This window comes from Pontixanthobacter sp. (assembly GCF_049682855.1).
Lineage (GTDB): Bacteria > Pseudomonadota > Alphaproteobacteria > Sphingomonadales > Sphingomonadaceae > Pontixanthobacter.
Genome location: NZ_JBAUIK010000008.1, coordinates 96,964 through 122,108, shown reverse-complemented (window position 1 = coordinate 122,108; position 25,145 = coordinate 96,964). Strand labels below are relative to the sequence as shown.

The 25,145-nt window shown below is 57.5% G+C and carries 31 protein-coding genes; 20 read left to right on the top strand and 11 right to left on the bottom strand.

Annotation, left to right across the window (positions count from 1 at the left end; genetic code table 11):
• The first annotated feature begins 48 nt into the window (after positions 1-48).
• Entirely contained in the window at positions 49-690 is a 642-nt protein-coding gene (locus WA922_RS04360) for a YqaA family protein (protein WP_424770711.1), read from the top strand.
• A gap of 265 nt (positions 691-955) precedes the next feature.
• On the opposite strand, the gene spt is transcribed toward WA922_RS04360, so the two are convergent.
• The 3 genes from spt to WA922_RS04345 all read right to left on the bottom strand — a co-directional run bounded on the left by spt (position 956) and on the right by WA922_RS04345 (position 3,019).
• The gene (gene spt, locus WA922_RS04355) at positions 956-2,194 is read right to left on the bottom strand and encodes a serine palmitoyltransferase (RefSeq protein WP_424770455.1); all 1,239 of its coding nucleotides are present in this window, start codon (positions 2,192-2,194) and stop codon (positions 956-958) included.
• Between the two features lie 2 nt (positions 2,195-2,196).
• Complete coding sequence (locus WA922_RS04350; RefSeq protein WP_424770454.1) at positions 2,197-2,436, bottom strand: acyl carrier protein; 240 nt, start codon at positions 2,434-2,436, stop codon at positions 2,197-2,199.
• A gap of 214 nt (positions 2,437-2,650) precedes the next feature.
• The gene (locus WA922_RS04345; protein ID WP_424770453.1) at positions 2,651-3,019 is read right to left on the bottom strand and encodes a response regulator; all 369 of its coding nucleotides are present in this window, start codon (positions 3,017-3,019) and stop codon (positions 2,651-2,653) included.
• Positions 3,020-3,056: 37 nt separating this feature from the next.
• Between WA922_RS04345 and WA922_RS04340 the strand changes: the two genes are divergently transcribed.
• From WA922_RS04340 to WA922_RS04320, 5 genes are read left to right on the top strand one after another with little or no spacing between them, the layout of a single operon-like run.
• Positions 3,057-3,383: a DUF3572 domain-containing protein gene (locus WA922_RS04340; RefSeq protein WP_424770452.1), complete on the top strand. Its 327-nt coding sequence runs from the start codon at positions 3,057-3,059 to the stop codon at positions 3,381-3,383.
• A complete protein-coding gene (locus WA922_RS04335; RefSeq protein ID WP_424770451.1) occupies positions 3,380-4,003 on the top strand; it encodes an HAD family hydrolase in 624 nt (207 codons plus the stop codon). Before WA922_RS04340 ends, WA922_RS04335 begins: the two co-directional genes overlap by 4 nt.
• 3 nt (positions 4,004-4,006) lie before the next feature.
• Positions 4,007-4,468: a RidA family protein gene (locus WA922_RS04330; protein ID WP_424770450.1), complete on the top strand. Its 462-nt coding sequence runs from the start codon at positions 4,007-4,009 to the stop codon at positions 4,466-4,468.
• Positions 4,440-5,213: a glycerophosphodiester phosphodiesterase family protein gene (locus WA922_RS04325; RefSeq protein ID WP_424770449.1), complete on the top strand. Its 774-nt coding sequence runs from the start codon at positions 4,440-4,442 to the stop codon at positions 5,211-5,213. Before WA922_RS04330 ends, WA922_RS04325 begins: the two co-directional genes overlap by 29 nt.
• On the top strand, positions 5,210-6,406 hold the full coding sequence (locus tag WA922_RS04320; RefSeq protein ID WP_424770448.1) for a GNAT family N-acetyltransferase: 1,197 nt from the start codon (positions 5,210-5,212) through the stop codon (positions 6,404-6,406). Before WA922_RS04325 ends, WA922_RS04320 begins: the two co-directional genes overlap by 4 nt.
• 10 nt (positions 6,407-6,416) lie before the next feature.
• Here the strand turns inward: WA922_RS04320 and WA922_RS04315 are convergent, their stop codons facing one another.
• Complete coding sequence (locus WA922_RS04315) at positions 6,417-6,746, bottom strand: hypothetical protein (RefSeq protein WP_424770447.1); 330 nt, start codon at positions 6,744-6,746, stop codon at positions 6,417-6,419.
• Positions 6,747-7,033: 287 nt separating this feature from the next.
• Between WA922_RS04315 and dksA the strand changes: the two genes are divergently transcribed.
• The 7 genes from dksA (at position 7,034) to kynU (ending at position 12,816) form a co-directional block, all read left to right on the top strand.
• Positions 7,034-7,492 (top strand): RNA polymerase-binding protein DksA, encoded by a 459-nt coding sequence (gene dksA / locus WA922_RS04310; protein ID WP_424770446.1) that lies wholly within the window; start codon positions 7,034-7,036, stop codon positions 7,490-7,492.
• 81 nt (positions 7,493-7,573) lie between these two features.
• A complete protein-coding gene (locus WA922_RS04305) occupies positions 7,574-8,002 on the top strand; it encodes a PilZ domain-containing protein (RefSeq protein WP_424770445.1) in 429 nt (142 codons plus the stop codon).
• Between the two features lie 85 nt (positions 8,003-8,087).
• Positions 8,088-9,563 carry an ABC transporter substrate-binding protein gene (locus WA922_RS04300; RefSeq protein ID WP_424770444.1) on the top strand — a complete coding sequence of 492 codons (1,476 nt, stop codon included), beginning with the start codon at positions 8,088-8,090 and terminating at the stop codon, positions 9,561-9,563.
• Between the two features lie 99 nt (positions 9,564-9,662).
• A complete protein-coding gene (locus tag WA922_RS04295) occupies positions 9,663-10,052 on the top strand; it encodes a DUF4112 domain-containing protein (RefSeq protein ID WP_424770710.1) in 390 nt (129 codons plus the stop codon).
• Positions 10,053-10,121: 69 nt separating this feature from the next.
• Complete coding sequence (locus WA922_RS04290; protein WP_424770443.1) at positions 10,122-10,913, top strand: tryptophan 2,3-dioxygenase; 792 nt, start codon at positions 10,122-10,124, stop codon at positions 10,911-10,913.
• An 8-nt stretch (positions 10,914-10,921) separates the two neighbouring features.
• Complete coding sequence (gene kynB / locus WA922_RS04285; RefSeq protein WP_424770442.1) at positions 10,922-11,551, top strand: arylformamidase; 630 nt, start codon at positions 10,922-10,924, stop codon at positions 11,549-11,551.
• Positions 11,548-12,816, top strand: a complete 1,269-nt coding sequence (gene kynU / locus WA922_RS04280) for a kynureninase (protein WP_424770441.1) — start codon at positions 11,548-11,550, stop codon at positions 12,814-12,816. The genes kynB and kynU overlap by 4 nt, the downstream gene beginning before the upstream one ends.
• A gap of 33 nt (positions 12,817-12,849) precedes the next feature.
• Here the strand turns inward: kynU and WA922_RS04275 are convergent, their stop codons facing one another.
• The gene (locus WA922_RS04275) at positions 12,850-13,095 is read right to left on the bottom strand and encodes a hypothetical protein (protein WP_424770440.1); all 246 of its coding nucleotides are present in this window, start codon (positions 13,093-13,095) and stop codon (positions 12,850-12,852) included.
• A gap of 147 nt (positions 13,096-13,242) precedes the next feature.
• On the opposite strand from WA922_RS04275, the gene WA922_RS04270 reads away from it, so the two are divergent.
• Positions 13,243-14,154: an alpha/beta hydrolase gene (locus WA922_RS04270; protein ID WP_424770439.1), complete on the top strand. Its 912-nt coding sequence runs from the start codon at positions 13,243-13,245 to the stop codon at positions 14,152-14,154.
• A 246-nt stretch (positions 14,155-14,400) separates the two neighbouring features.
• Here WA922_RS04270 and WA922_RS04265 read toward each other — a convergent pair whose 3' ends face one another.
• Entirely contained in the window at positions 14,401-15,006 is a 606-nt protein-coding gene (locus WA922_RS04265) for an HNH endonuclease (protein WP_424770438.1), read from the bottom strand.
• Positions 15,007-15,130: 124 nt separating this feature from the next.
• On the opposite strand from WA922_RS04265, the gene gluQRS reads away from it, so the two are divergent.
• The 5 genes from gluQRS (at position 15,131) to WA922_RS04240 (ending at position 18,096) form a co-directional block, all read left to right on the top strand.
• Positions 15,131-15,967 carry a tRNA glutamyl-Q(34) synthetase GluQRS gene (gene gluQRS / locus WA922_RS04260; protein WP_424770437.1) on the top strand — a complete coding sequence of 279 codons (837 nt, stop codon included), beginning with the start codon at positions 15,131-15,133 and terminating at the stop codon, positions 15,965-15,967.
• A gap of 10 nt (positions 15,968-15,977) precedes the next feature.
• A complete protein-coding gene (locus WA922_RS04255) occupies positions 15,978-16,214 on the top strand; it encodes a hypothetical protein (protein ID WP_424770436.1) in 237 nt (78 codons plus the stop codon).
• The gene (locus WA922_RS04250) at positions 16,215-16,799 is read left to right on the top strand and encodes a cob(I)yrinic acid a,c-diamide adenosyltransferase (RefSeq protein WP_424770435.1); all 585 of its coding nucleotides are present in this window, start codon (positions 16,215-16,217) and stop codon (positions 16,797-16,799) included.
• Between the two features lie 72 nt (positions 16,800-16,871).
• Positions 16,872-17,741: a 3-hydroxyacyl-CoA dehydrogenase family protein gene (locus WA922_RS04245; protein WP_424770434.1), complete on the top strand. Its 870-nt coding sequence runs from the start codon at positions 16,872-16,874 to the stop codon at positions 17,739-17,741.
• 52 nt (positions 17,742-17,793) lie between these two features.
• Complete coding sequence (locus WA922_RS04240) at positions 17,794-18,096, top strand: hypothetical protein (RefSeq protein WP_424770433.1); 303 nt, start codon at positions 17,794-17,796, stop codon at positions 18,094-18,096.
• Between the two features lie 37 nt (positions 18,097-18,133).
• On the opposite strand, the gene WA922_RS04235 is transcribed toward WA922_RS04240, so the two are convergent.
• From WA922_RS04235 to mutS, 3 genes are read right to left on the bottom strand one after another with little or no spacing between them, the layout of a single operon-like run.
• The gene (locus WA922_RS04235) at positions 18,134-18,526 is read right to left on the bottom strand and encodes a YidH family protein (protein ID WP_424770432.1); all 393 of its coding nucleotides are present in this window, start codon (positions 18,524-18,526) and stop codon (positions 18,134-18,136) included.
• Positions 18,498-18,941: a hypothetical protein gene (locus tag WA922_RS04230; protein ID WP_424770431.1), complete on the bottom strand. Its 444-nt coding sequence runs from the start codon at positions 18,939-18,941 to the stop codon at positions 18,498-18,500. Before WA922_RS04230 ends, WA922_RS04235 begins: the two co-directional genes overlap by 29 nt.
• Before the next feature lie 24 nt (positions 18,942-18,965).
• The gene (mutS, locus tag WA922_RS04225; protein WP_424770430.1) at positions 18,966-21,572 is read right to left on the bottom strand and encodes a DNA mismatch repair protein MutS; all 2,607 of its coding nucleotides are present in this window, start codon (positions 21,570-21,572) and stop codon (positions 18,966-18,968) included.
• 120 nt (positions 21,573-21,692) lie between these two features.
• Here mutS and WA922_RS04220 point away from each other — a divergent pair, with 120 nt between their 5' ends.
• Positions 21,693-23,954, top strand: coding sequence for an NADP-dependent malic enzyme (locus tag WA922_RS04220; protein WP_424770429.1), 2,262 nt, complete (start codon positions 21,693-21,695; stop codon positions 23,952-23,954).
• A 7-nt stretch (positions 23,955-23,961) separates the two neighbouring features.
• Here WA922_RS04220 and WA922_RS04215 read toward each other — a convergent pair whose 3' ends face one another.
• Both WA922_RS04215 and trmB read right to left on the bottom strand, forming a co-directional pair.
• Positions 23,962-24,357, bottom strand: a complete 396-nt coding sequence (locus tag WA922_RS04215) for a hypothetical protein (protein ID WP_424770428.1) — start codon at positions 24,355-24,357, stop codon at positions 23,962-23,964.
• A gap of 14 nt (positions 24,358-24,371) precedes the next feature.
• Positions 24,372-25,085 carry a tRNA (guanine(46)-N(7))-methyltransferase TrmB gene (gene trmB / locus WA922_RS04210; protein WP_424770427.1) on the bottom strand — a complete coding sequence of 238 codons (714 nt, stop codon included), beginning with the start codon at positions 25,083-25,085 and terminating at the stop codon, positions 24,372-24,374.
• Positions 25,086-25,145 lie beyond the last annotated feature (60 nt).

Sequence of the window (25,145 nt, the reverse complement as noted above, 5' to 3'; positions counted from 1 at the left end):
GTGCAGGTGCCGTAATCGGGCGGAATTATCGGGGAACATGCGATGAATGTGCTGCGCGGCCTGTATGATTGGACAATGGACAAGGCTGCGCATCGCCGCGCCGTGTGGTGGCTGGTGTTTTTCTGTTTCATCGAATCGAGTTTCTTCCCCATCCCCCCGCATCCGTTGCTGGGCCTGATGTGCCTTGCCGAACCAAAAAAGGCATTGCGCTTTGCCGCTATTGCCACTGCGGCATCGGTTGCCGGGGCTTTGCTTGGCTATGCGATCGGATGGGGCCTGTATGACAGTGTCGGCGGCTGGATTATCGGTATGCTGGGGCTGGAAGAGAGCTTCCCCGTCGCGGCCTGCACCTTGCGCGAATATGGCGCCGAGGCGGTCATTCTCGCGGCGACCACCCCGGTGCCGTTCAAATTGCTGACCATCACCGCCGGCTTTATCGAGATGGATCTGGTCACCTTTTTTTGGGCCAGCTTGACCGGGCGCTCGATCATCTTCATGTCCGTGGGTGTGCTGTTTCAGCTGTTTGGTGCGCCGATCAAGCGGATCATTGACCAATATCTGGGCATGGTGACTGCGCTGTTCGTTGTTCTGGTGGTGGGCGGTTTTCTGGCTCTCGCATTTCTTACTGGGGGTACGAAGGAAACCGTCGACAAATGCGAGCGAGAAGCCGTCCAGATTGAGGCGGATTGATACAGGCGCCCCTGTCTGGCGTGAAAGCGGGCATTCAGCCGGTAAGTGGCGGGTCGCCCGTCTCTGCATCCGCAGCCATATATGCAGCAGCCCAGCAATGAGGCTGTCGGCGCGGATTATGCCGTGCCGGGTATTGATGATGGGTTTCCCGCATTATTCGAGCCGGGCCGTCGCACGGCGTACCATTTTGGTTAGATCGCAGGTCGCGCCTTGACCGGCTACCGCGCGATAGAGCTGACGGCTGCTGGATAATGGCCAGTCAGGGTCAGATAATTCCGGTTATTTTTCCGGCGCGTTCGAACATATCCAGAATGGTCCCGACTTCCTCGTCGCTATGTTCTGCGCATAGGGAGCAGCGCAGCAGCGTCATATTGGCCGGTGTCGCCGGGGGGCGGGCGAGGTTGACGTACAGGCCTTCCTCCAGCAGCGCCTCCCACATCGCTGCGCCCTTGTGCAAGTCGGGCATAATGACGGCGACAATCGCGCTTTGCGGTTCGGCAGTACCCAGTTGAAACCCCAGATCCGCCAGACCCTTGTGAAGCCGCTTGGAATTCTCCCACAAATGCGCGCGCTTATTATGGCCGTGGTGCAGCTTGCGGATGCTGGTCGCCGCAGTGGCAACCACGCTTGGCGGCAAAGACGCGGTGAACACATATGGACGGCATACCAGCCGCATGATCTCAAATTTGGGATGGTTGGAGACACAAAATCCGCCGACGGTGCCCACGCTTTTGGAAAAGGTTCCAATGATGAAATCGCACTCATCAATAATCCCGGCCTCTTCGCACACACCGCGGCCATTCTCGCCGATGAAACCCATCGAGTGCGCTTCATCAACCAGCACCATCGCGCCGTATTTCTTGGCGATTTCAACCATTTCTTTCAGCGGCGCAACATCGCCGAGCATCGAATAGACGCCCTCCAGGATAACCAATTTGCCAGCGCCATCCGGGACGCGCTTCAGGCGTTTCTCCAACGCTTCGACATCGTTATGTTTGAACGGCACAATTTCCGCCTTGCCCATAGCGCAGCCGTCCCAGATGCTGGCATGGCTGTCGATATCGAGGATGATATAATCGCCTTTGCCCGCGATGGTCGAGATGATGCCGAGATTCGCCAGATATCCCGTCGAAAAGACCATAGCATGATCCATCGCGTAGAATTCTTTTAGCGCATCCTCGCATTCCTTATGGCCTTGATACGTCCCATTAAGAACGCGGCTGCCGGTCGTGCCCGTGCCGAAATCAGCCAGAGCCTGTTTGCCGGCATCGATCACATCAGGGTCGAACGTCATGCCCATGTAATTATAGGTGCCCAGCAGAATGGTATCCTTGCCGTTGCAGATCGCGCGGGTGGGGGAGAGCACTTTTTCCATCACCAGGCTGAACGGGTCGCTCACGCCGCTGGCCAATAATCCTTCGCGCATTGCAATGATGTCATCAAACTTGCTGAACAGATCACCTGCTTCGGCAGTGCCAGCTTCAATATCGGATTGCGCGTTCATGGTCAGTCCTGCATTTTCGTAACGGCATCAACAAGCTGTCCGTATGTTTCGATATCAGCCTGCTGATTCATGGTGATAATGATGTCGAATGCGTCTTCGATCTCGGCGACAAAATCCATCACTGTCAGACTATCAAACTCAAGATCATTTGCAAAAGTGGTGCCCGCGGTCAGTTCGACATCTTTTTTGTTGAACGGGGCGATCAAATCGCGGATTTTTGTATCTACATCAGCGCGGTCCATGCGGCTATTTCCAATCCTACAATTATGATGGGCGGGGCTTGTCTGCTTCCCGCCGCATGACAGGGCCGAACTGTGGTCCGGCCCGGTGATCGCCCGGCGATAGCCGCAATGACAGACCAGTGCACGCATAAATAGCGGTCCGGGCCGCATATCGATATTCACCCACGGCATTCACCGCAGGATACACATACGCACCAGACCGTCCAGATCGCGGTTAGCCGCCCAGCAGTTTGTTCACAGCGGACATGAATGGATTGATGGATACCGGTTTGCTTAGATAGCCCTCTGCGCCTGCATCGCGGATACGCTCCTCATCACCCTTCCCCGCATAGGCCGTTACCGCCAGGATCGGCGCATCGGACAGGCTTTGATCGGCCTTGAATGCGCTTATCAGGTCCAGCCCCGAAATATTGGGCAGCTGGATATCCATAATCACCAGATCCGGCGCAAAAGCGCGCGCTGCGTTCACGGCAAGCTCGCCATCGGCGACAGGTTCGGTCTCAAATCCCTTGGCTTTCAGGACATCGCAAAACAATTTGCGGTTGAGGTCGTTATCCTCGACAACCAGTATTCTCTTTGGCATTGGCATCGGTATTCCCTGCGATGTTTGGCATAAGCATATGCCGTATTCGGATGCGCTGTATTCCCCTTATCGAAAGCTGACAATTATTTCACCCGAACACTCTTCAAATCAGGCCAGCCCAGAAACTTTGACGCTGGCGTTGCTGGGGTGGGTATTGGGCGATGGGAACCGCGCGGATAGGCTGTTATCGCTGACCGGGCTGACTCCCGATATCTTGCGGGAGCGTTTGGATGATCCGGGTGTCCTTGTCGCTATACTGGAATTTCTGCTCGCGCATGAACCCGATCTGGTCAAGGCGGCGGATGATTTGCATATTGAACCCGATGATATTGTTTCCGCGCATGAAAGTCTGACCCGACGATGACCAAGCCTCTGCTCATATCTGACTGTGACGAAGTGTTGCTGCATATGGTCGCGCCATTTCGCGATTGGCTGGCGGAAAGCCAAGGCGTCACGTTCAAGATGGAGGGAAACAATTTCGCCAATGCGATGCGCTGGACCGATAGCGGCAATGTCGTCGCGGAAGAGGATATCTGGCGGCTGCTCGGCGGCTTCTTCGATACGGAGATGGATCGGCAAAACCCCATCGCAGGTGCGATTGAGAGCATGAACATCATCGCGCAGGACGCCGACGTGGTCATCCTGACCAATCTTACTGATGAACGCCAGAAAATGCGGACAGAGCAGCTCGCCAAACATGGGCTGCATGCGCGCGTATTCACCAACCAGGGTCCCAAGGGACCGGCTCTGGCACGGATTGTCGATGAATACCGGCCCGGCACCACGATTTTCATCGACGATCTGCCGCAGCATCATCAATCGGTCTCGCTCGATGTTCCGCAGGTCAAACGGCTGCACCTGTGCGGAGAGCCTATGCTTGCACCCTATATCGACTGCGCGCATGAAGCAGGTCATGCCCATGCGCGGATCGATGAGTGGGATGCGGCGCTGCCCTGGCTATTGAAAGAATTGCACGGAGAATAATCTATGAGCATTGATGCACGTTTGACCAGGCTGGGCATTGTGTTGCCCAAAGCTGCCGCGCCTGTGGCCAGTTATGTCCCGGTGGTGGTGCATGATAATATTGCTTATATCTCAGGCCAATTGCCGTTTATTGATGGCAATCTGGTGACCGGCAAGCTGGGTGAAAACGTTTCGATGGAACGCGGCACGGATGCCGCGCGGGCGTGCGGCATGATGATCTTGGCGCAGCTGGTCGGGTCCGGTATTCCGCTTGACAGAGTTGCACAGCTTATCAAGCTGGGCGCGTTCATATGCTCGGCAGATGATTTTGCCGATCAGCCGAAAGTGGCCAATGGTGCCTCGCAATTGATGTTTGACATATTCGGCGAAAAAGGCCGCCATGCGCGCAGCGCGGTCGGGGTGCCCGTATTGCCGCTGCACGCCGCAGTAGAGGTGGATGCAATCATTGCCTTGGACCCCGCTTGATAATTGGCGCGCCCCAGCGCCTGATCCCGGCAGAGTGCACTGGCTGACCGAATGGGATTATGCCCATCGCGGTCTGCATGGAGGGAATGTACCGGAAAATTCACCTTCGGGTTTCGCTGATGCAATGGCCCGCGGCCTGGGTATCGAACTGGACGTGCAGCGCAGCCGCGACGGGCGGGCAATTGTGTTTCACGATTGGGAACTGGACCGCCTGACCGATGAAACGGGTCTGATCGGCAAACGCGATGCTGCTGCGATCGGAACAATTATGCTCTCTGGCAGCAGTGACGCGATCCCCCAGCTTAGCCGTACACTCGATCAGATTGGCGGGAAAGTCCCGGTTCTGATTGAACTGAAATCTGCCTTTGATCGGCGCACAGCATCCTTATGTCTGGCCGTCCAGCGCGCTCTGGAAGGGTATCAGGGCCAGCATGCCGTGATGAGCTTTGACCCCAGTGTCTCAAGCTGGTTTCGGCAACACTCGCCCCATACGGTGCGCGGGCTGGTGATGCGTGAAACCGGCCATCCCGCATTGCGCTCAGCGCGCAAGCAGCACCGCGCATTGTGGCACGCGAAACCTGATTTTCTGGCGTATAACGTGATCGACTTACCGAGCAGGTTTGCCGCCAGCCAGCGTAAACGGGGGATGCCGGTACTGGCATGGACTGTGAAGACCGACGCGCTGCGCAAAACCGCGATGAAACATGCCGATGCGTTGATCGCAGAACTTGAGAAGCGTTCGTGACACGGGGCGCGCAGATCGGTGAAGCCGCCAGCGCAAACGGCCTGGTCGCAAAAGTGGCTGGATCTGTCGGCGCGTTGCCTCAAAAACAGTGGGATGCATTGGCCGGCGGCGGCAACCCGTTCGTTTCCCACGCATTTCTCCACGCGTTGGAGCAATCGGGCAGCGTTGGTCCGGGCACGGGCTGGCAAAGCACGCCAATCATCATCGAGAACGAGGCCGGCGAACTGCTTGCCGCGATGCCCGCATTCTTGAAAGGGCACAGCCAAGGGGAATATGTCTTCGATCACGCCTGGGCCGATGCCTATCAGCGTGCGGGCGGCGAATATTACCCGAAACTGCAAATTGCCGCGCCGTTCACACCGGCCACTGGCCCGCGGCTGTTAATGCGCGATCCAATTTATGCGGTGCCATTACTGCGCGCGGCAGAGCAGCTCTGTGAAGCAAACGGTTTTTCGTCGGCGCATGCGACTTTTGTCGAACCGGACCAATTGCCGTTGTTTGAAAAGGCCGGGTGGATGCGCCGCAGCGATATCCAATTCCACTGGGAAAACCGCGGTTACGCCAGTTTTGACGATTTTCTTGCCGTTTTGGCATCACGCAAACGCAAGGCCGTGCGCAAAGAGCGGGCTGCGGCACAATCAGGCGTGGATATCATCCATCTAATCGGTGACGATATCAAGGAGCACCATTGGGATGCGTTCTGGATGTTTTACCAAGACACTGGCGCGCGCAAATGGGGGCAGCCCTATCTCACCCGCGAGGCATTCACGATGATGGGCAGGGCGATGGGTGACCAGATCATTCTGATGCTTGCGCTGGACAATGGCGAACCGATTGCCGGGGCGCTTAATTTTGCTGGCAAGGCCGCGCTCTATGGCCGCTATTGGGGGTGCAGCCGCGACAAACGCTTCCTTCATTTCGAACTGTGTTATTATCAGGCCATCGATGTGGCGATTGAACGCGGTTTGCCGCGCGTTGAAGCGGGCGCGCAAGGGGGACACAAGCTGGCGCGCGGTTATGAACCGGTGCAAACCTGGTCAGCGCACTGGATTGCCGATCCCGGATTTCGCGATGCGGTCGCCGAGTTTCTGGAGCGCGAACGCAGGGGTGTGGCGATGGACCAGACAGTGCTTGATCGGCGGACGCCGTTCAAGAAAGGCCGCACTGACTACCCAAGGCCTGACGGACCATAGCTGGAAAAAATCAGGCAGCTTTGCGCTCACCGGACCGCAGCCATTCGCGCGCGCGGCGCTGGGCTTCGGCAATTTCGCGGGCCGTCATTTCGTCAGAAATATCGGCGCGGCACCAAGCGGCCTCTTCATGACCCTTGGTTGCGGCCAGATTGAACCATTTATGCGCTTCGATCATATCGCACGGTGCGCCGTGGCTTCCGGTGGAGAATGCGACGCCCAGATCATAATAAGCGCCAATGTCGCCCTGCGCGGCTGCGGCAAGGCAGTTGGCAACGAGCAAGTCAGCAATTTTGGTATCGGCCGGGACGGCCGTGCTGGCATCGACTGTAGTAAATTTCATGGTCTTTCCCCCATTTGAATGCGGAGACGGTTTCCGCTACACCCCAAGAATTCGCCGATCGTGGTCAACAAATAGTTAACGCGCCGCGTAAAATTATGCGCCAAAGCGTAGCCATGCGTGCGAAAAACGGGCTGGAGATACAATCGGGGGCCAATCTCAATTGCGCCTTGTATCGGGAAAAACCGCCGCCTATAGGCGCGAAATTCGGTCGTACCGTGTTACTGGACATATTCAGGACATTGCGGCCGATCAGGAGGGCGGAAACCATTTGGGAGCCTCAAGGCAGCATGGCCAAAATATCGTCCGAAGACATCGACATTCTCGAGCGCGTCCGGGACGCATTGGGTGCAGATTATGTGCCCACTGATGACGAAGAATATATGAGCGAAAAGCAGCTCGATTATTTTCGCGTGCTGTTGCTTGAATGGAAGCGGTCGATCCATTCTGCATCTTCTGCCACGCTGCAATCTTTGCAAAATGGCCCGATCCGCGACGCTGACCTCAACGACCGCGCCTCCAGCGAAACTGACTGGAGCATCGAACTGCGCACGCGCGACCGCCAGCGTAAACTCATATCAAAAATTGATTCGGCGCTGCGCCTGATCGACGCAGGTGAATATGGCTACTGTTCGGTTACGGGCGACCCTATCGGTCTCAAACGGCTGATCGCCCGGCCGGTCGCCACGATGACTGTCGAGGCACAGGAAGCGCATGAACGGCGCGAAAAAATATCCCGCGACGACTAGGTCCCGCCCCCTGAAACGTCTTTTATGCAAAAGATTATACATTAAAACTTCATTAGGCAGTTTCCGGGTATAGACCTGCCCGTGCCCGTAAAGGCGTATATGTATGACCTTGCCAATCACGGAGTGATCGCAAAAATGTCCGGAGTAGATACCCGCAATATCGAGCGTGACAGCCTGTTCCTGATGGCGGATCTGAACATTGAGGGGATTTCCGGGACGCACCGCGTGAAAGTCCGTAACCTTTCGGCGGGCGGAATGATGGCAGAAGGCGGTCCCGATGTAACGCGCGGCGCCAAGCTGGCCGTTGAGCTGCGCAATATTGGCTGGGTCGATGGGGTTGTGGCCTGGGTCCAGGATGGCCGTTTCGGCATTGCATTTGCTACTGAGATTGAACCCAAACTGGCCCGCGCGCCGGTCGGCACCAAAAGCGAGATGGCATCGCCCCGCTTCACCCGAACACCAAGCCGATACGGGCATGGCAGCGATCCCTCACGCGTGAGAACCATTTAACCGCCAATGTAGCCGCCACTATCGGTTATAAATATCTGATTTGTTCGCTGACGCTGCGCTCTGCCTCTGCTAGCAGTGCCGGGTGATGACCTCGTTTTTCAGGACCTGTACCATTATCGCGGCCACTGCGATGGCTGCCGCCTGCAACAATGCGGCCGATGATGATGTTACGCGAATTGCCTTCATCGGCAGTCCTGACGACCTTACGAAAACCGGCGTCCGGCTGTCACCTGCTGGGCAGCATATCAGAGCGGCGAAGGCAGAAGGTATTGTCCGCCTGAATGAAACGGGCGAAGTGGTTCCCGCCATCGCAGAGCGGTGGATCGTGACCGAAGACGGTTTAAGTTATATCTTCCGGCTGCGCAATTCCGACTGGAGCGATGGCAGAGCTTTGACCGCCAATACGGTTCGGGCGTCCTTGCAGCGCAATATCCGTAATTTGCGGGGCACTTCGCTCGGCCTTGATCTGGCAATTATCGACGATATCCGCGCTATGACCGGGCGCGTAATCGAGATCCGCCTCAACAAGCCGATGCCGCAATTTCTGCAATTGCTCGCTCAGCCCGAACTCGGTTTGCTGCGCGACGGCGCAGGCACCGGTCCGATGATGAGCGAGCAAACCGGAACCGGGGTGCGGCTGTCGGTTCTGCCGCCTGAAAATAGCGGCATGCCGCCAGTTGAGGGCTGGCAAGAGGCCCAGCGGGCGATTTTCGTGACCAGTCAATCGGCGGAAGCTGCAACGCAGGCTTTTGAAGACGGCGAAACTGATGCCGTATTCAATGGGACGCTGAGCAATCTGCCGCTCGCCGATATCGGCCCCTTGTCGGCGGGCACTGTACGGCTTGATGCCGTATTCGGCCTGTATGGTATAGCTGTCCGCAGCCGAAACGGGTTTTTGGCAGACGCTGAAAACCGCGAAGCTCTGGCATTGGCGATTGACCGTGAGACGATCCTGCAACCGTTCAACATTGGCGGCTGGATTGCGACCACCCGGATCATTCCGCCCAATTTGCCCGATGCCAACGTGGCACAGGGGGAACGCTGGGCGGACTTGTCGCTGGAAACCCGGCAGGAGCGGGCGCGGGCGCGGGTTACAGCCTGGAAAAATGCCAATGCCGGCACGGTGCCGCGATTGTCGCTTGCGCTGCCAGATGGTCCAGGCTCGGATATCATGATGCGCGAGCTGAGCGCAGATTATGCCGTCGTCGGTATCGAACTCGTCCGGGCCGAAGACGGCCAGCGCAGCGAGCTGGTGCTGGTTGATCAGCTCGCCCGATACGGCGATGTTCGCTGGTTCTTAAACCAGCTCAATTGCGCCGTTGCGCGCGGCATCTGTTCATCCGAAGCCGACCGCCTGGTCGCGCAGGCCTTGCGCGAAGATGATCCAGCGACGCGGCTTGCCCTGCTCACCGATGCGGAACGGGTCCTGCTGTCTGAAAACGGCTATATTCCCATCGGTGCTCCGATCCGATGGTCACTTATCCGCGGCGGTGTAGAGGGATTTGAGGAAAACCGGTGGGGCCTCCATCCCTTGTTCCCGATGGCATTACGCCCCATCTAAACGCCATAGGAGAAAAATATGGCCCAGCCACCGCGGCCCACGATCATCCCGCCGCAAGACCGGCATTCACGGACCCGCCACACCGGAACAGCGCGGCCAATGGGGATCGAAATGCCAACCGGCAGCGATCCGGTCTCCGTGCGCAAGCGGATCGAGGCGATGGAGAATTTGCTGGAACGCAGTTTCAGCGTGCCCGGCACAAAAATTCCCTTCGGGATTGACTCGATCGTCGGATTGGTGCCGGTTCTGGGCGATATCATCACGACTGCGCTGGGCGCATATATCGTATGGGAAGCCAAAAATCTCGGCATGCCAAAATGGAAATTGTGGCGCATGGCAGGCAATGTCGGTTTCGATGCGGTGCTGGGCGCAGTGCCGGTTGTGGGTGATGCCGCTGATTTCCTGTTCCGGTCCAACACACGAAACCTGCGTATCGTGAAGAAGCATTTGGATACGCATCATCCAGAATCGCGGATTATCGATGGCTAACGCAGCCCGGCGATAATTTCGGCGGCGGGATAGTTTCAAATAATACCAAATTATGCGTATAGGCCTCTCATGGCGAAAAGCGTTACCTATTCCGGCTATCTCGATCTGGAGCGGATCTTGTCCGCACAAAATCCCGCCTCCCAGGCGCATGATGAAATGCTGTTCATTGTGGTGCATCAGGCCAGCGAATTATGGCTGAAACTGTGCCTGCATGAGCTGGAAGAGGCGCGCAGCCATATCGCCGCCGACACGTTGCGCCCTGCTTTCAAAATGCTGGCGCGTGTCGCACGGGCGCAAGGCCAGTTGATTTCCAGCTGGGATGTCCTGTCCACCATGACTCCGCATGATTATTCGCTGGTACGCCCGCATCTTGGCAGCTCGTCGGGTTTTCAATCGGCGCAGTACCGCCTGATGGAGTTTCTGCTGGGCGGGCGCAATCCGGATTTGGTCACGATGCATGAAGCAACGCCCGATGTGGCGGCAAAACTACATGAGGAACTAGACCGCGCCAGCCTGTATGATGAAGCTGTTCGCCTACTATCGCGGCGCGGATTTGATATTCCCGCATCGGTGCTTGAACGCGATGTGCAAACCCCGTGGATGGCCTCTGGCGAAGTGGAAGCGGCCTGGGCAGAAGTCTATCGCCACCCCAACACATATTGGGATCTGTATGAACTTGCTGAAAAGCTGGTCGATCTCGAATATCATTTCCAGCGTTGGCGGTTCGGCCATCTGAAAACGGTGGAGCGGGTGATCGGGTTCAAGAAAGGGACCGGCGGCACGGCGGGCGCTCCCTATTTGGAGGCCGTTTTGAAGAAGACGTTTTTTCCGGAGCTGCTCACGGTCAGGACGGCGATATGAGTGGGGGAATGAACGGAAGACGGATATGGGACATCACTCAGCGTCTGCGCGCGGATTTGCCCGTATGGCCGGGTGATACGGCGTTTGCGCATCAGCAAACCTGGGCGATGGATAATGGATCGCCGGTCAATGTCTCCAAACTGACGCTCTCGACCCATAGCGGTACCCATGCTGATGCGCCGCTGCATTACGATCCCGCTGGCGAGGATAGCGCAGCGGCCGATCTTGCGGTCTATTGCGGCGAATGTCTGGTGGTCGATGCGCGGGGTAGCGGCGCGGCGATCGAGGTGGGTGATTTGCCGCATTTGCATTCTGCGGACCGGGTGCTGTTCCGCACTTACGACAGATTTCCCCATGATGCGTGGGATACGGATTTCACCGCGATAGCTCCCGAAACAATCCAATGTCTGTCTGGGCATGGTGTAACATTGGTCGGTATCGATACCCCTTCGCTTGATCCGCAGGACTCCAAGACGATGGATGCCCATCATGCTGTTCTCGCAGCCGATATGCGGATATTGGAAGGGCTGGTGCTCGACGATGTACCGGCAGGGCGGTATGAATTGATTGCGCTGCCGCTGCCGATTGCGGGCGCGGATGCCTCACCGGTGAGAGCCATCTTGCGGGAGCTGGTATGAGCGTTTTGGACCAGGCCAAGGCGCGCGATGCGGCTGATCCTTTGCGCGGATATAGAGAGCAGTTCGACCTGCCTGATGGCGTGGTGTACCTTGATGGAAACTCGCTCGGCGCACTGCCCAAGCGGACTCGGGAACGGCTGAAAGATGTGGTCGATCAGGAATGGGGCGAAGGGCTGATCCGTAGCTGGAATACGGCGGACTGGATTGGCGCACCGCAGCGTATCGGGGGCAAGATCGCCCCATTGATAGGTGCGCAGCCCGATGAAGTGATTGCGTGCGACAGCGTCTCGGTCAATTTGACCAAGCTGATTGGCGCGGCGCTGAAAATGCGTACCGGGCGCACAGTCATACTGTCCGAGCCGGGCAATTTCCCGACGGATTTGTACATGATTCAAGGGCTCGCCGGGCAGGGTCTGGCTGGACAGGGCGGCGCTGGAAAGGGCGGCGCTGGGCAGGGCGGGGCCGAGCAGCGTCTGGTCCACCGCGACCAGATTATGGGTGCTCTGGATGAAGACGTTGCGCTGCTGATGCTGACACATGTGCATTACAAAACCGGCGCGATGTTCGATATGGAGGCACTGACCAAAGCGGCGCATGATGCAGGCGCTTTGGTGCTGTGGGATTTGTCGCATAGTGGCGGCGCGGTGCCTGTCGATCTGAACGCATGCGGCGCCGATTTCGCGGTTGGCTGCGGCTATAAATATTTGAATGGCGGCCCCGGCGCACCTGCCTATGCCTATGTTGCGCAGCGGCACCACCAGACATTCCAGCAACCGATCACCGGCTGGATGGGCCACGCACGGCCTTTCGCCTTTTTGGATGAATATGAGCCTGCTGCGGGCGTGACCCGTATGCTCGCCGGTACCCCCCCAATTCTGGCAATGGCCGCGCTGGAAAGCGGAGTGGAGTTGATCGCGGAAATCGGGATGGAACCGCTGGTGACAAAGTCCCGCGCTCTGTCCGAATTTTTCCGCGCCGCAATGGCGCAGCACTGCCCGCAAATGGAGCCGGTCAGTCCCGCCGATCCCGCCCAGCGCGGCAGTCAATTGTCCTATTATCATCCGGAGGCCTACGCGATTTGCCAAGCCCTGATCGCGCGCGGTATTATCGGCGACTTCCGCGATCCCGATGTGCTGCGGTTCGGCTTCGCGCCCGCCTATGTGTCGTTCGAGGATGCGGCTGTGACGGTTGCCGAATTGGCGGATATTCTTGAAGCGAATGCTTGGGATAAGCCAGAATTCAAGCAGCGCGCTGCGGTTACATAATGGCCGTTTTTTGGGTAGGGAGCGGACTTCCTACTAACGGCTAAACGCAACAGTTTCGGCTGTAGCGAATGGAGGCTGCGACACGTTCGCAAACCAGTCAGCGCGAAAGCGCGGAAGCTTTTGCAGATGATCGAGCAACAAATCCCAGCCGACGAGTTCCTCGTGAAAACTCCAAACCTCATCAGCGACCACCACGTCACAACAGACCAGATCGGTCGTCACTTCGTCACGTTTGTAGAATGTTACTTTGGCCACACCTGTCAGCGGAAGTTGAGCCAAAACATGCAAATCAATACAGGTCATGTAAGTGCTTGTGCCTTAGTCTTACAACGCCTGCAAATTGGGTTGGAAAGCGGAAGGTCTGGTTTGCGATGACACGGCGATTTTTCTGTCCTAGTTCTAGTGCTAACGAAGAGGGCAAAACTCATGACCATCGTCCGCAGAACTTTCTTGGTATTGACCGCAGCGACTATTGCATCCCCGGCACTCGCGCTTGGCGGCAGAAGTCATGGACGCATTGAGGCTCTTACTGAGTTTTCAGATGCCGATAGCGTTGTTCCACGCGTCAGAGTTTTCCTGCCTGCAGGTTACGACACAAATGAGCAGCGGTATAAGACGCTATACCTGCTGGATGGCCAGTATGCCTTTGAAGGCGATAGTGACGGAATTAGTTTCGAGGCGGATCGCCGTCTCACGCGTCTGGTGGATGCCGGCACGATCCAACCGACGATCATTGTCGCAATCGACAATCTGGGTAGTGATCGATTCCTTCAATACATGCCGGAATGCATCTACGAACGGGCATCTCCGGAGGTGCGCTCGACTGTTGAACGGGAAATTGAACGAGTTGGCGCCACGTCGCTTTCATCGACCACCTTCATCGAGTTCCTGAAGTATCAGCTGAAGCCGTATATCGACACAAACTATCGGACCTCTTCCAATCGCTTGGACACCGCAATTTTTGGCGCCAGCATGGCCGGTGTAATGTCAGGCGCCATTTTCGTCGAAGCGCAAGAGACCTTTGGTCTTGGCGCATCAATGTCGCCGAATTGGGCCATATACGATGAGCGGTTTGTCGATCATCCGTCGCTCCCTGAACTTTGGCGGGACTACTTTTCGTTGTTAGGCCCGCCCGAAGGACGCAGGTTTTGGCTGGATCACGGAACTCAGATGATGGATGCCGGGATGGTGCCTCATCAATTGGCAATCGCCGAAGCCATGACTAACCTCGGGTGGCAACGAGGATGTAATATACAGACCCGCGTCTACGATGCGGGCCACGCCTTCGCGCAGACCGCCGTCCAAATGGATGAAGTGCTCGCGTGGCTGCTAGCCTGAATTTAAAGTCCGCTATTGGAACGCGGATTTCCGAGGCTAAATGTCAGACATTGAGGCCGCTCGCCGCCATTGCTTTTCCGCTGTCCTACAAGGTTGTCGAGCTGGCATCTTACGTCAGTGATATGCGCGACCAACCCTTCCTATTCACCGCTCAAATCATCACGAAACCCGGCGCAGCTTTTTAACTTTAGGACACTGTCCCATGTGTCCCTTTCCTACAGCCTATTTAACAGAAAAGCGGATGCCTCACCCCTCCAGTTCAATGTCCCAATACAGCCAGTCGCGCCATGTCTCGTGCAGATAGCCCGGCGGATAGGCGCGGCCATATTCCTGCAATTGCCATGTTGTCGGGCGGATCGGGCTGACCGATTTCATCCGCGCCTGCTTGGGGGTGCGGCCACCCTTTTTCATATTGCAGGGCGCGCAGGCGCTGGCGATATTTTCCCATGTGGTCTTCCCGCCGAGGCGGCGCGGCAGCACGTGGTCAAACGTCAGATTGTCCCCGCTGCCGCAATATTGGCAGGCAAATTTATCGCGCAAAAACAGATTGAACCGCGTGAAAGCGGGCCATTCATTGGGCTTCACATATTGGCGCAGCGCGATAACCGAGGGGATCTGCATATCGAGCGAGGGCGAGTGCACTTCGCGATCATAGCTGGCGACAATATCGACCCGGTCCAGAAACACCGCCTTGATCGCGGTCTGCCACGGCCAGATGCTGAGCGGGTAATAGGACAGCGGCGTGTAATCCGCATTCAAAACAAGCGCGGGGCAGGCGGACAGGCTGCTGTCCGCATCGTGGCTGGCGCTTCTGAACCGCGCAGCTTTTTCAATCAGTTCGGCTTTGAACACGTTTGAGTCCTCTCCTGATAGACAGCAAAGGAGCATTTGCACCAAACAGCGTCAACCCTGTTACAACCCCGCAATCCACAGGCAGTTTTCGCCGATTCTCGTTTCGCAAGGTACCACGCCCGCTTTGATTGTCACTCGCTTCGCCCCCAGCCCCAATGGAATGCTTCATATGGGGCACGCCTTTTCGGCGATCACGGCACATGATCTGGCGGTGAATGCCGGCGGACGTTTTCTGCTACGGATCGAGGATATTGACGGTGTCCGCAGCAAGCCGGAGCTGGCCGATGCATTCCGCGAAGATCTGGCGGGGCTGGGCCTTGGCTGGGAGGAGGTAGCCGCCCAGTCCAAACGGACAGACACCTATACGGCGGCAGCACACACGCTCAGGGAGGCAGGATTGCTTTACCCATGTGTATGCTCGCGCGCTGACATCGCTGCGGCGGCCTCCAGGATCGGAGCAGAAGGTCCGGTATATCCTGGAACCTGCAAAGGAAAAATGCTGCCAGCGGACACAGCGGCAGTTTGGCGGCTGGATGTTAGGGAAGCGATATCCCGAACCGGTGATTTGCAATGGAACGACGCTCTCGCAGGGCGGCAAAATGCCGATCCGCTGGCGCTCGGCGATGTTGTGATAGTCAGAAAAGACGAGCCTGCCAGCTATCATCTGGCGGCAACGCTGGATGATGCCGCTGACGGCGTCACGCTGGTTACGCGCGGGGCAGACTTGTTTGCTGCAACGCATATCCACCGGTTGTTACAGGCTCTGCTCGATTTGCCGGTGCCGCGCTGGCACCATCATCCGCTTATTCTGGATGAGCAAGGCCGCAAATTGGCCAAGCGGCGCGGGTCGCAGTCACTCGCCGATCTGCGTCAATCGGGACTGGATGGCCAGCAGTTGGGCACCGAATTGCGCGCGGGGCGTTATACTGTCAGTCCCGACACACCTTACCGGAATAGCTGAAGGCATCGCTATGAATACTCTCTTTACAATTCTTTTGATCGGCCTGTGCGTTATGGTCCTTGTCTCGCTGATCCGCGGCATTGTCGCGTTCATGCAAAGCACCAAAATCGATCTGGAAACCGGCGAGAGCCAGGACGCGACCGACATGCAGTTGAAACAGAACAAGGCGATGTTCGCGCGGATTAAATATCAGGCACTGGCGATTGTTGTTGTCGGCATCATGCTGGTTATTGCGCGGGCCGGATAAATGGTGAAGCTGAACAAGATTTACACGCGTACCGGCGATGATGGCTCGACCGGACTGGTTGACGGCTCGCGCACCGATAAACATGCCGCGCGGATAGAAGCGATAGGGGCGGTGGATGAGGCCAACAGCGCGCTGGGGCTGGCTGCAATCTCGCTTCAGGGCGGGGCTCATGCTGCGGCGGTGGAGCGGGTCCAGAATGATCTGTTCGATCTCGGCGCGGATCTGGCAACGCCGCTGGGCGAGATTGGCGGTAGCGATTTTGAGCCATCGGAAATGGTGCTGCGCATCGTCGCCGCGCAAGGCGAATGGCTGGAACAGTCGATTGATGCGCTGAATGAAAATCTGGAACCTTTGACCAGCTTCGTCTTGCCCGGCGGCACCGAAGCGGCCGCGCGGATGCATATTGCCCGCGCCAGCGTGCGCCGTGCAGAACGGGCAATGACGGCATTGGCATCGGCAGAACCGGTCAATCCAAACGCGCTTGTCTATATTAACCGCCTGTCGGATTATTTGTTCGTACTCGCCCGCATTCTGAATGATAATGGTGCCGCTGATGTGACATGGGTGCCGGGTGCCACGCGCTGATATTCCTCACTGGCTTTAAACCGCACCACTCGCTAACAGCCGCACTTTGCTGCAATTGCGAAGGAATTTAATATGCGTCAGGTCGCCATTATCGGTGCGGGTCAAATGGGGTCGGGCATTGCCCAGACGGTTGCGCAGAACGGTATGCAGGTGCTGCTATCCGATATTGACCTGGCGGTAGCAGAAAAAGCCAAGTCGGGCATTGACGCTGCGTTCGGTAAATTGGTGGGTCGCGGGAAGATCGAGATCGCTGATGCCGACGCGTATCTGGCCAGAATCACTCCGGTTGCAGACAATGCGGCGCTGGCCGATGCGGAGCTCATTATCGAAGCGGCAACCGAGCAAGAGCCGATCAAAAAAGCGATATTCGAGGCGGCCGGAAAATTTCTGAGCGATGGTGCCATCATGGCGAGCAATACCAGCTCCATCCCGATCACGCGCATGGCCAATTATGCGCCCGATCCTGCGCGTTTCATTGGCCTGCATTTTTTTAATCCGGTCCCTGTGATGGGGCTGATCGAAGTCATTCCCGGCTTGGCAACCGCCCAAGAGACAACCGACCGGATCACTGCCTTTGCCGAGGGGCTGGGCAAGCAAGTGGTCCTGTCACAGGATGAACCCGGTTTTGTGGTCAACCGTATTCTGCTGCCAATGATTAACGAAGCCATATTTGTGCTGGGCCAGAGCACCGCTAATACTGCCGACATTGATAAAGGTTGCCGCCTTGGGCTCAATCATCCGATGGGTCCGCTGCAGCTGGCGGATTTTGTCGGTCTCGACACCTGCTTTGAAATTATCAAAGTGCTGTATGACACAACTGGCGACAGCAAATATCGCCCAGCGCCCTTATTGGTCAAATATGTTGAAGCAGGCTGGCTGGGCCGCAAAACAGGGCGCGGTTTCTACGACTATTCGGGTGAGGCTCCGGTTCCCACCCGGTAAGTGGCGGAACCTAGGCGGTCTGTTAGCGTTGGTATTTCAAAGGAGAAAAACCATGAAAAAACAGGCAGTTGAAAACCCCAAAGCAGTACAGGCACAGTTGGCACCGGAACTGCATAATTCCGAACAGAACGATAGCGCCGCGCAAGCCGATGCAGTTGCGCGCGATGCGCAATTGGTCACGCCAGCCACCGATCGCCCGGCAGATGGCAAAAAACCGGTAGCTTCACCAGGCGTGTTCGATGGAGCCGAAACCGATTTGGTCGATACCATGTCCGAGATGCGCGAATCGGGTGAGATAGACGAGGGTGCGTTTGCGGGTTCGCCAGACCACGACGATAAAAACGGGCGGTATTGACCGGGCCAGGCAGGTGGCCTTGCGCTTGACCGCCGGGTCAGCTTGCCGAACTATTGCGTAAGAACCAGAGCGCGACGGCCAGAAGAATAGCGGCTGCCGTAACGATATAACTGAGCCAGCGCATCTGCAAAACTGCGGGCCGGTCCACATCATGGCTATCCAACCGGTTCAGGGTCTTGCATGCATTGCGCTGCGCCGTCCAGGAAACAGCGGCGCCCAATATAATGAATATGGTGGCAATGCCTTTCGCCAGCCAAGGCGGATCAAACTCACCAAACAAGGCACGAAACCCCAATCCGATCCCAATCGCAGCAAAGGCTGTGCGCTGCCAGCCTGCATAGGTTCGCTCTGTGGCTTGAACTGTTCGGTCCTCGGCCCAGTCGGTTCGCTGCTCTGCAAGGTCAGTTGTATTCTGCTTCGATTTCGCCATCACCTGCAAGTATAGACATATCTGCGCCATCTGCGGAACCCGCATTCGACCGCATTTCACCGCTGGATGCGGATATGGCTGGCGACGAGGGGTCTGGTGTCGCTGTAAAGTCATCGAATTCGGGGCTGGGATCAAAGCCTGCCGCATCATCGATCAGGGACATATCGTCAGCGTTTTCCGCTGGCTCCTCGTAGAATTCTGCCGGAGGAGAAGGCGGCGCGGCAGCGCGGCGGCTATGCGCTGCCAGTTCTTCTTCATCAGCGATTGCGTCGGGGCTGGGTGCTGCAGAAATTGCACCATTGGGCGCGAACGCATCGTCCTCGCTATCCCAGTCTGCAAAGGCGGAAATGCCGTATCCCGCAATCAGCAGCAAACCGGTGGCCACCAGGCGGTTTTGAGACAGAAATTCGAACATGGGCTGCGGGCTAGCAGATAGATATTAAGGTTTCGTAGCGCCTGCGATCTGCTTCAGCCGGTATAATATGTCGAGCGCATCACGCGGCGACAGCGCATCAATATCCAGCCCTTCCAGCTGTGCCAGTACCGGGTCAGGCGTATCATCCTGTGCCGGTATGGCCGCGGCAAACAATGGCAAATCGCCAAGGCCGGCTGCCAGCCCCCCCGTTTCCTGGCGGCCCTGTTCAAGCCGCTGCAGAACCGACTTGGCGCGCGCGACCACCGGTTTTGGAATACCGGCGAGCCGTGCCACGGCCAGACCATAGCTGCGGTCTGCTGGTCCCTCGGCCAGTTCATGCAGCAGCACCAGTTCGCCTTTCCATTCACGCGCCCGCACATGGTGTAGCGATAGGGCGTCGCAGCTTTCCGCCAATCGCGCGAGCTCGTGATAATGGGTCGCGAACAGGCACCGGCACCGGTTGGTTTCATGCACAGCCTCAACCACCGCCCATGCCAGCGCCAGCCCGTCATAGGTGGATGTGCCGCGTCCGACCTCGTCCAATATGACAAAGCTACGCTCTGTCGCTTGCGCAAGAATGGCGGCAGTCTCGACCATTTCCACCATGAAAGTCGAACGGCCTTTTGCAAGATTATCCGATGCGCCAACGCGGCTGAACAGCCGGTCGACCAAGCCAATCCGGGCGCTGTCCGCAGGCACATATCCGCCTGCTTGTGCGAGCAGTATGATCAAGGCGTTCTGCCGCAAGAATGTCGATTTGCCGCCCATATTGGGGCCGCCGATCAGCCACAGCCGGTCCGCATTGTCGAGGATGCAGTCATTGGCGATGAACCGGTTGCCAGCGGCACTCAGCGCATTTTCGACAACCGGATGCCGCCCGCCGATAATGGTCAGCCCGGTATCATCTGCAATGTCAGGTTTGCACCAGCCACCCTCTGCCGCCCGCTCTGCCTGACCGGCGGCAACATCCAGCCGGGCCAGCGCCGCAGCTGTATGTGCAATGCCTTCTCTGGACGCGGTGATGTGAACGCACAGCTCTTCAAAATGTGCGTCCTCAGCTGCGAGTGCGCGTCCGCCCGCTTCGGTGATCCGGCCTGCTTCCTCGTGCAGATTGAGCGAATTAAACCGCACAGCGCCCGCCATAGTCTGCCGGTGCGTGAAGCCGCTATCGGGCTTCATCAGTGCGTCGGCATGTTTGGCGGGCACTTCGATGAAATACCCCAATACGCCGTTATGTTTGATCTTGAGAGCGGCTATACCCGTATCGTCGCGGTATTTTGCCTCCAGCGCGGCGATCGCGCGGCGGGCATTGCCCGATACCTGGCGCAGTTCATCCAGCGCCGCGTCATAACCCCCGGCAATAAAACCGCCCTGCGCTCGCTCTGTCGGTGGAGCAGCGATCAATGCCCGCTGCATCAGATCGACCAGCGCGCCGTGCCCGCCCAATGCGGGCAGCAATTGGGAAAGCAGCGCGGGGCGAGCGGACTTGGCGGATAGGACATCACGGATCCTGCGCGCTTCAGCCAGGCCGTCGCGGATTTGGCCCAGATCGCGCGGGCTGCCCCGTCCTGCGACTACGCGGCCAAGCGCGCGCCCGATATCGGGCAAAGCGCGCAATACATCGCGCAGATCGGCACGTAACACAGGATCGCCGTGGATATAGTGCACCAGCGCCAGCCGTTCTGAAATGGCAGCATGGTCGCATAAAGGCGCAGACAGATCCTCGGCCAGTTGCCGCGCCCCGGCACCGGTTACACAGCGATCAATCGCGGCGATAAGGCTGCCGGTTCTGCCGCCCTGCTGCGATGCGAGAATTTCCAGGCTTGCGCGTGTGGCCTCGTCCATTGCCAATTGCGCTTTACCGGCGCGTAATTGTGGCGGAAGCAGCAGCGGCAAAGTGCCGCGTCCGACATGCACGAGATAGGCGATGAGGCCGCCCGCCGCTCCGAGCATCTCTCGCGAGAAATCCCCGAAAGCATCAAGCGTTTTGACGCTGTGCAATGTTTTCAGACGGCGTTCGCCGTTATCACTGCCGAAATCGCTTATGGGGCGCTCTATCGCACCGTCTGCGGGCGATGCCATGCTATCGGGGAAAATAATCTCGCTCGCGCTAATTCGCGCCAGAGCTGCTGGAACATCACTTTCTGCGCAGCTCTCCAGTACCATTTTACCGGTCGAGATATCGCAGCTAGCCAGCCCGAATTGCCCGCGCACTTCGCAGATGGCGACCAGCATATTGGCGCGGCGCGGCTCCAGCAAAGCGTCCTCGGTGAGCGTGCCAGCCGTCACAAAACGGACAATATCACGCGTGACCAGTGCCTTATACCCGCCGCGCTTCTTGGCTTCTTCGGGTGTTTCGACCTGTTCGGCGATGGCAACGCGGCACCCCGCTTTGATCAGCCGCGCCAGATACCCCTCAGCGGCATGGACCGGAACGCCGCACATTGGCACGGGTTCGCCGCTATCTTTTCCGCGTGCGGTAAGAGCGATGTCGAGAATGCCGGCCGCTGTTTTAGCATCGTCAAAGAACAGCTCAAAAAAATCGCCCATCCGGTAGAACAGCAAACATCCCTCAGCTTGCTGCTTCAAAGCGTGATATTGCTCCATCATGGGTGTCGATTTTGCGGCCATGATCCGGCGTAACCGCGCCTAAGCCGATTCGGGAAGAGCACTTTGTCGCCTTTCCCCTATCGCTTGCGCCGCCGCTCGGTTAGATGGGGCGCTTCATCACATTGAAGAGGAAAACTGGCTGTGGCTGACGATAAGAATTCTGGTTTTACCACGCGTGAAGCGTTGTTTTATCACGAAACCATCCGGCCCGGTAAGATCGAGATTGTCGCATCCAAGCCGATGGCGACGCAGCGCGATCTGTCGCTTGCCTATTCGCCAGGTGTTGCGGCCCCGGTTCAGGCTATCGCTGATGATCCGGCCAATGCAGCCAAATACACCGCCCGTTCGAATCTGGTCGCGGTGATTTCCAACGGAACAGCGATCCTTGGCATGGGTAATCTTGGCGCGCTCGCTTCCAAACCGGTGATGGAGGGTAAGGCGGTTCTGTTCAAACGTTTCGCCGATGTGGACTCGATCGATATCGAGCTGGACACAGAAGACCCCGAAGCGTTCATCAATGCGGTGGCGCTGATGGAGCCGAGCTTTGGCGGGATCAATCTGGAAGATATCGCTGCGCCCGAATGCTTTATTATCGAACAGGCCCTGCGCGATAGGATGAACATTCCGATCATGCATGATGACCAGCACGGCACCGCAATTATCGCGGCGGCGGGGCTTATCAATGCATGCCATTTGACCGGCCGCGATTTCAAGGATGTGAAAATGGTGGTCAATGGGGCGGGCGCCTCTGCTCTGGCCTGTACCGCGCTGATTAAAAGCATCGGTGTACCACATGAGAATGTTACCGTTTGTGATCGCAGCGGGCCGATTTATCCGGGCCGTGACGGGGTTGACCAATGGAAAAGCGCGCATGCGGTGCCGACCGAGGCGCGCAGTCTGGAAGAGGCGCTGGACGGGGCAGATATTTTCCTCGGTCTGTCAGCAGCGGGCGCTCTCAAGCCCGAATGGGTCGAGAAAATGGCCAAGGATCCGATCATCTTTGCAATGGCCAATCCCGATCCCGAGATTCTGCCTGACGAGGCAAAAGCTGTTCGCCCGGACGCAATTATCGCCACGGGCCGGTCCGATTATCCCAACCAAGTCAACAATGTCCTGGGCTTCCCGTTTATTTTCCGCGGCGCGCTGGATGTGCAGGCGACCGCAATTAACGAGGAAATGAAAGTTGCGGCAGCGCACGCCATTGCCGAATTGGCGCGCAAACGTGTGCCTGATGAAGTGGCAGCGGCCTATGGCAAGAACCATAAATTTGGTACCGATTACATCATTCCGGCACCGTTTGATCCGCGCCTGATGGAGGTGGTTTCCTCCGCGGTGGCGAAGGCCGCAATGGATTCAGGCGTTGCATTGGCGCCGATTGCTGATTTTGACGTCTATCGCCAATCATTGAAAGCGCGCCTCAACCCCACCACCTCGGTGCTCACCAACACCTATGAGATCGCCAAAGCGAACCCCAAACGGGTGGTCTTTGCCGAGGCGGAGGAGGACGTCGTGCTGCGCGCCGCGATCCAGTTCCGCGATTTTGGATATGGTACGCCGGTTCTGGTTGGCCGGACCAAAGCCATCGCTGACAAAATGCATATGCTGGGCGTTGAAAACTATCGCGATTTCGAAATCCAGAACTCTGCCGATAGCGAGCATGTACCCGCTATGGTCGAGTATCTGTACAAACGGCTGCAGCGCAAAGGCTATACAGAGCGTGACGTACGCCGCATCGTCAATCAGGAACGCAATATTTTTGCCGCTTTGCTGGTCGCGCTGGGCCACGGTGATGCCATGATATCCGGTCTGACGCGGACATTCGCCCAGACCGCGCGCGAGGTGAATATGGTGCTGGATTCCAAAGGCGGCGCGTTGCCCTTCGGTATCCACATGATGATCGGTAAAAACCACACGACGTTCCTTGCCGATACCACCATTAACGAGCGCCCGAGCGCGGAAGAACTCGCCCATATTGCGCGGGAAACCGCCGCTGTGGCGCGCCGTATGGGGCATGAGCCGCGCGTGGCGTTCCTGTCCTATTCCACCTTCGGCAATCCAAGCGGAAAATGGCTCGACAATATTCGCGGCGCGGTGGCGATCCTGGACAAGGAAGAGCCCGGCTTTGAATATGAAGGCGAAATGGCCCCTGATGCCGCGCTCAACACAAAAGTGATGGAGCTATACCCGTTCAGCCGCCTGTCGGGCCCGGCAAATGTGCTGATTATGCCGGGCCTGCAATCGGCGAATCTATCGGCCAAAATCCTCAAAGAGCTGGGCGGCGATGACACAATCGGCCCGATGCTGATCGGGATGGAGAAACCAGTGCAGATCGCGCCGATGACAGCGATAGCGCCGGACGTGCTGACACTGGCGGTGCTCGCTGCGGCGGGGGTTGTGGGTTAGTCGATCGTTACTCCGTTTCAAAACCTCTTAGCTGCTTAAGTTTTGTTGTTTCAGGCCAATCAAGCCATGCTTTCTTATATGCTGCGATGGCAGCAGATAGCTCACGTCTCTTCAGCTGGATTACATGCTTAGTTAGAGAGTGCTCAGATAGACCATCTGCAGCAGTCTCTTCCAAGGCGTCCAAGTAATTGGTTACCGCTTCTACTACTCGGTCTGCTGACCTTGAGCTAATTACACTGTAAGAAACGATATCGTTCTCATCGCCGCAACTATGCCAAATGACTTGTGTCTGCAGATCATATTTTTCAGTTGATGGTGTGACGATAGCTTTAGAACCAGAGCGTAGCTTGACGACTGCGCCTTCACCGGAGGCAAGTGGGCAAGTGCTACCATTGTGCTTCACGAATCTGATTGATCTCACCGCCGCCGATACCTAAAATACCACACTTCATGCCCGAACACTTCGCGAGCCTTTTTTTCGTAACGGGTTTCGCTCCAGCCGCCGGGGCGGTTTTGCCAGTCTGGAGGAGACTCGGCGAGCCATTCGAATGCGCCGGTATGGCGACGCATCACCATCAAAGCGTGGCGCAGATAAATGTCGTGATCGGTGCCGAAGCGGAACTCGCCGCCGGGCCTCAATTTATCTGCGATCATCTGGACCGGGCCGTCATTCATCATCCGCCGTTTGGCGTGGCGTGCCTTGGGCCACGGATCTGGGTGGAGCAGATAAACAAAGCTGAGCGCGCCATCGGGAATGCGCGATAGAACCTCCAACGCATCGCCGTGATGGATGCGGATGTTGGGAAGCCCGCGCTCTTTGGCATGGCCCAATGCAGCGGCAACGCCGTTTAGAAAAGGCTCGGCGCCGATAAAACCGTGATCGGGCAGCATATCGGCCCGCTCGGCCATATGTTCGCCTGATCCGAACCCGATTTCAAAATGGAGCGGGCGCCCATGTCCCGGGGCATCGCCAAACAGTATTTCCGACGTTACCGGCCCGTCTGCGGGCGGCGCAATCTGCGGCAGGAAGTCATCGACCAGGCTTTGCTGATAGGCCCGCAAAGGCTTGCCGATAGAGCGGCCATAGAGACGGTTAAGAGTGGTCGGGTCGCCCGGTTTATGCGCTGTCATGCGCGCGCCATACAAAAACGCCCGGAGTGTTTCCACCCCGGGCGTTTCGCTGTATTACAG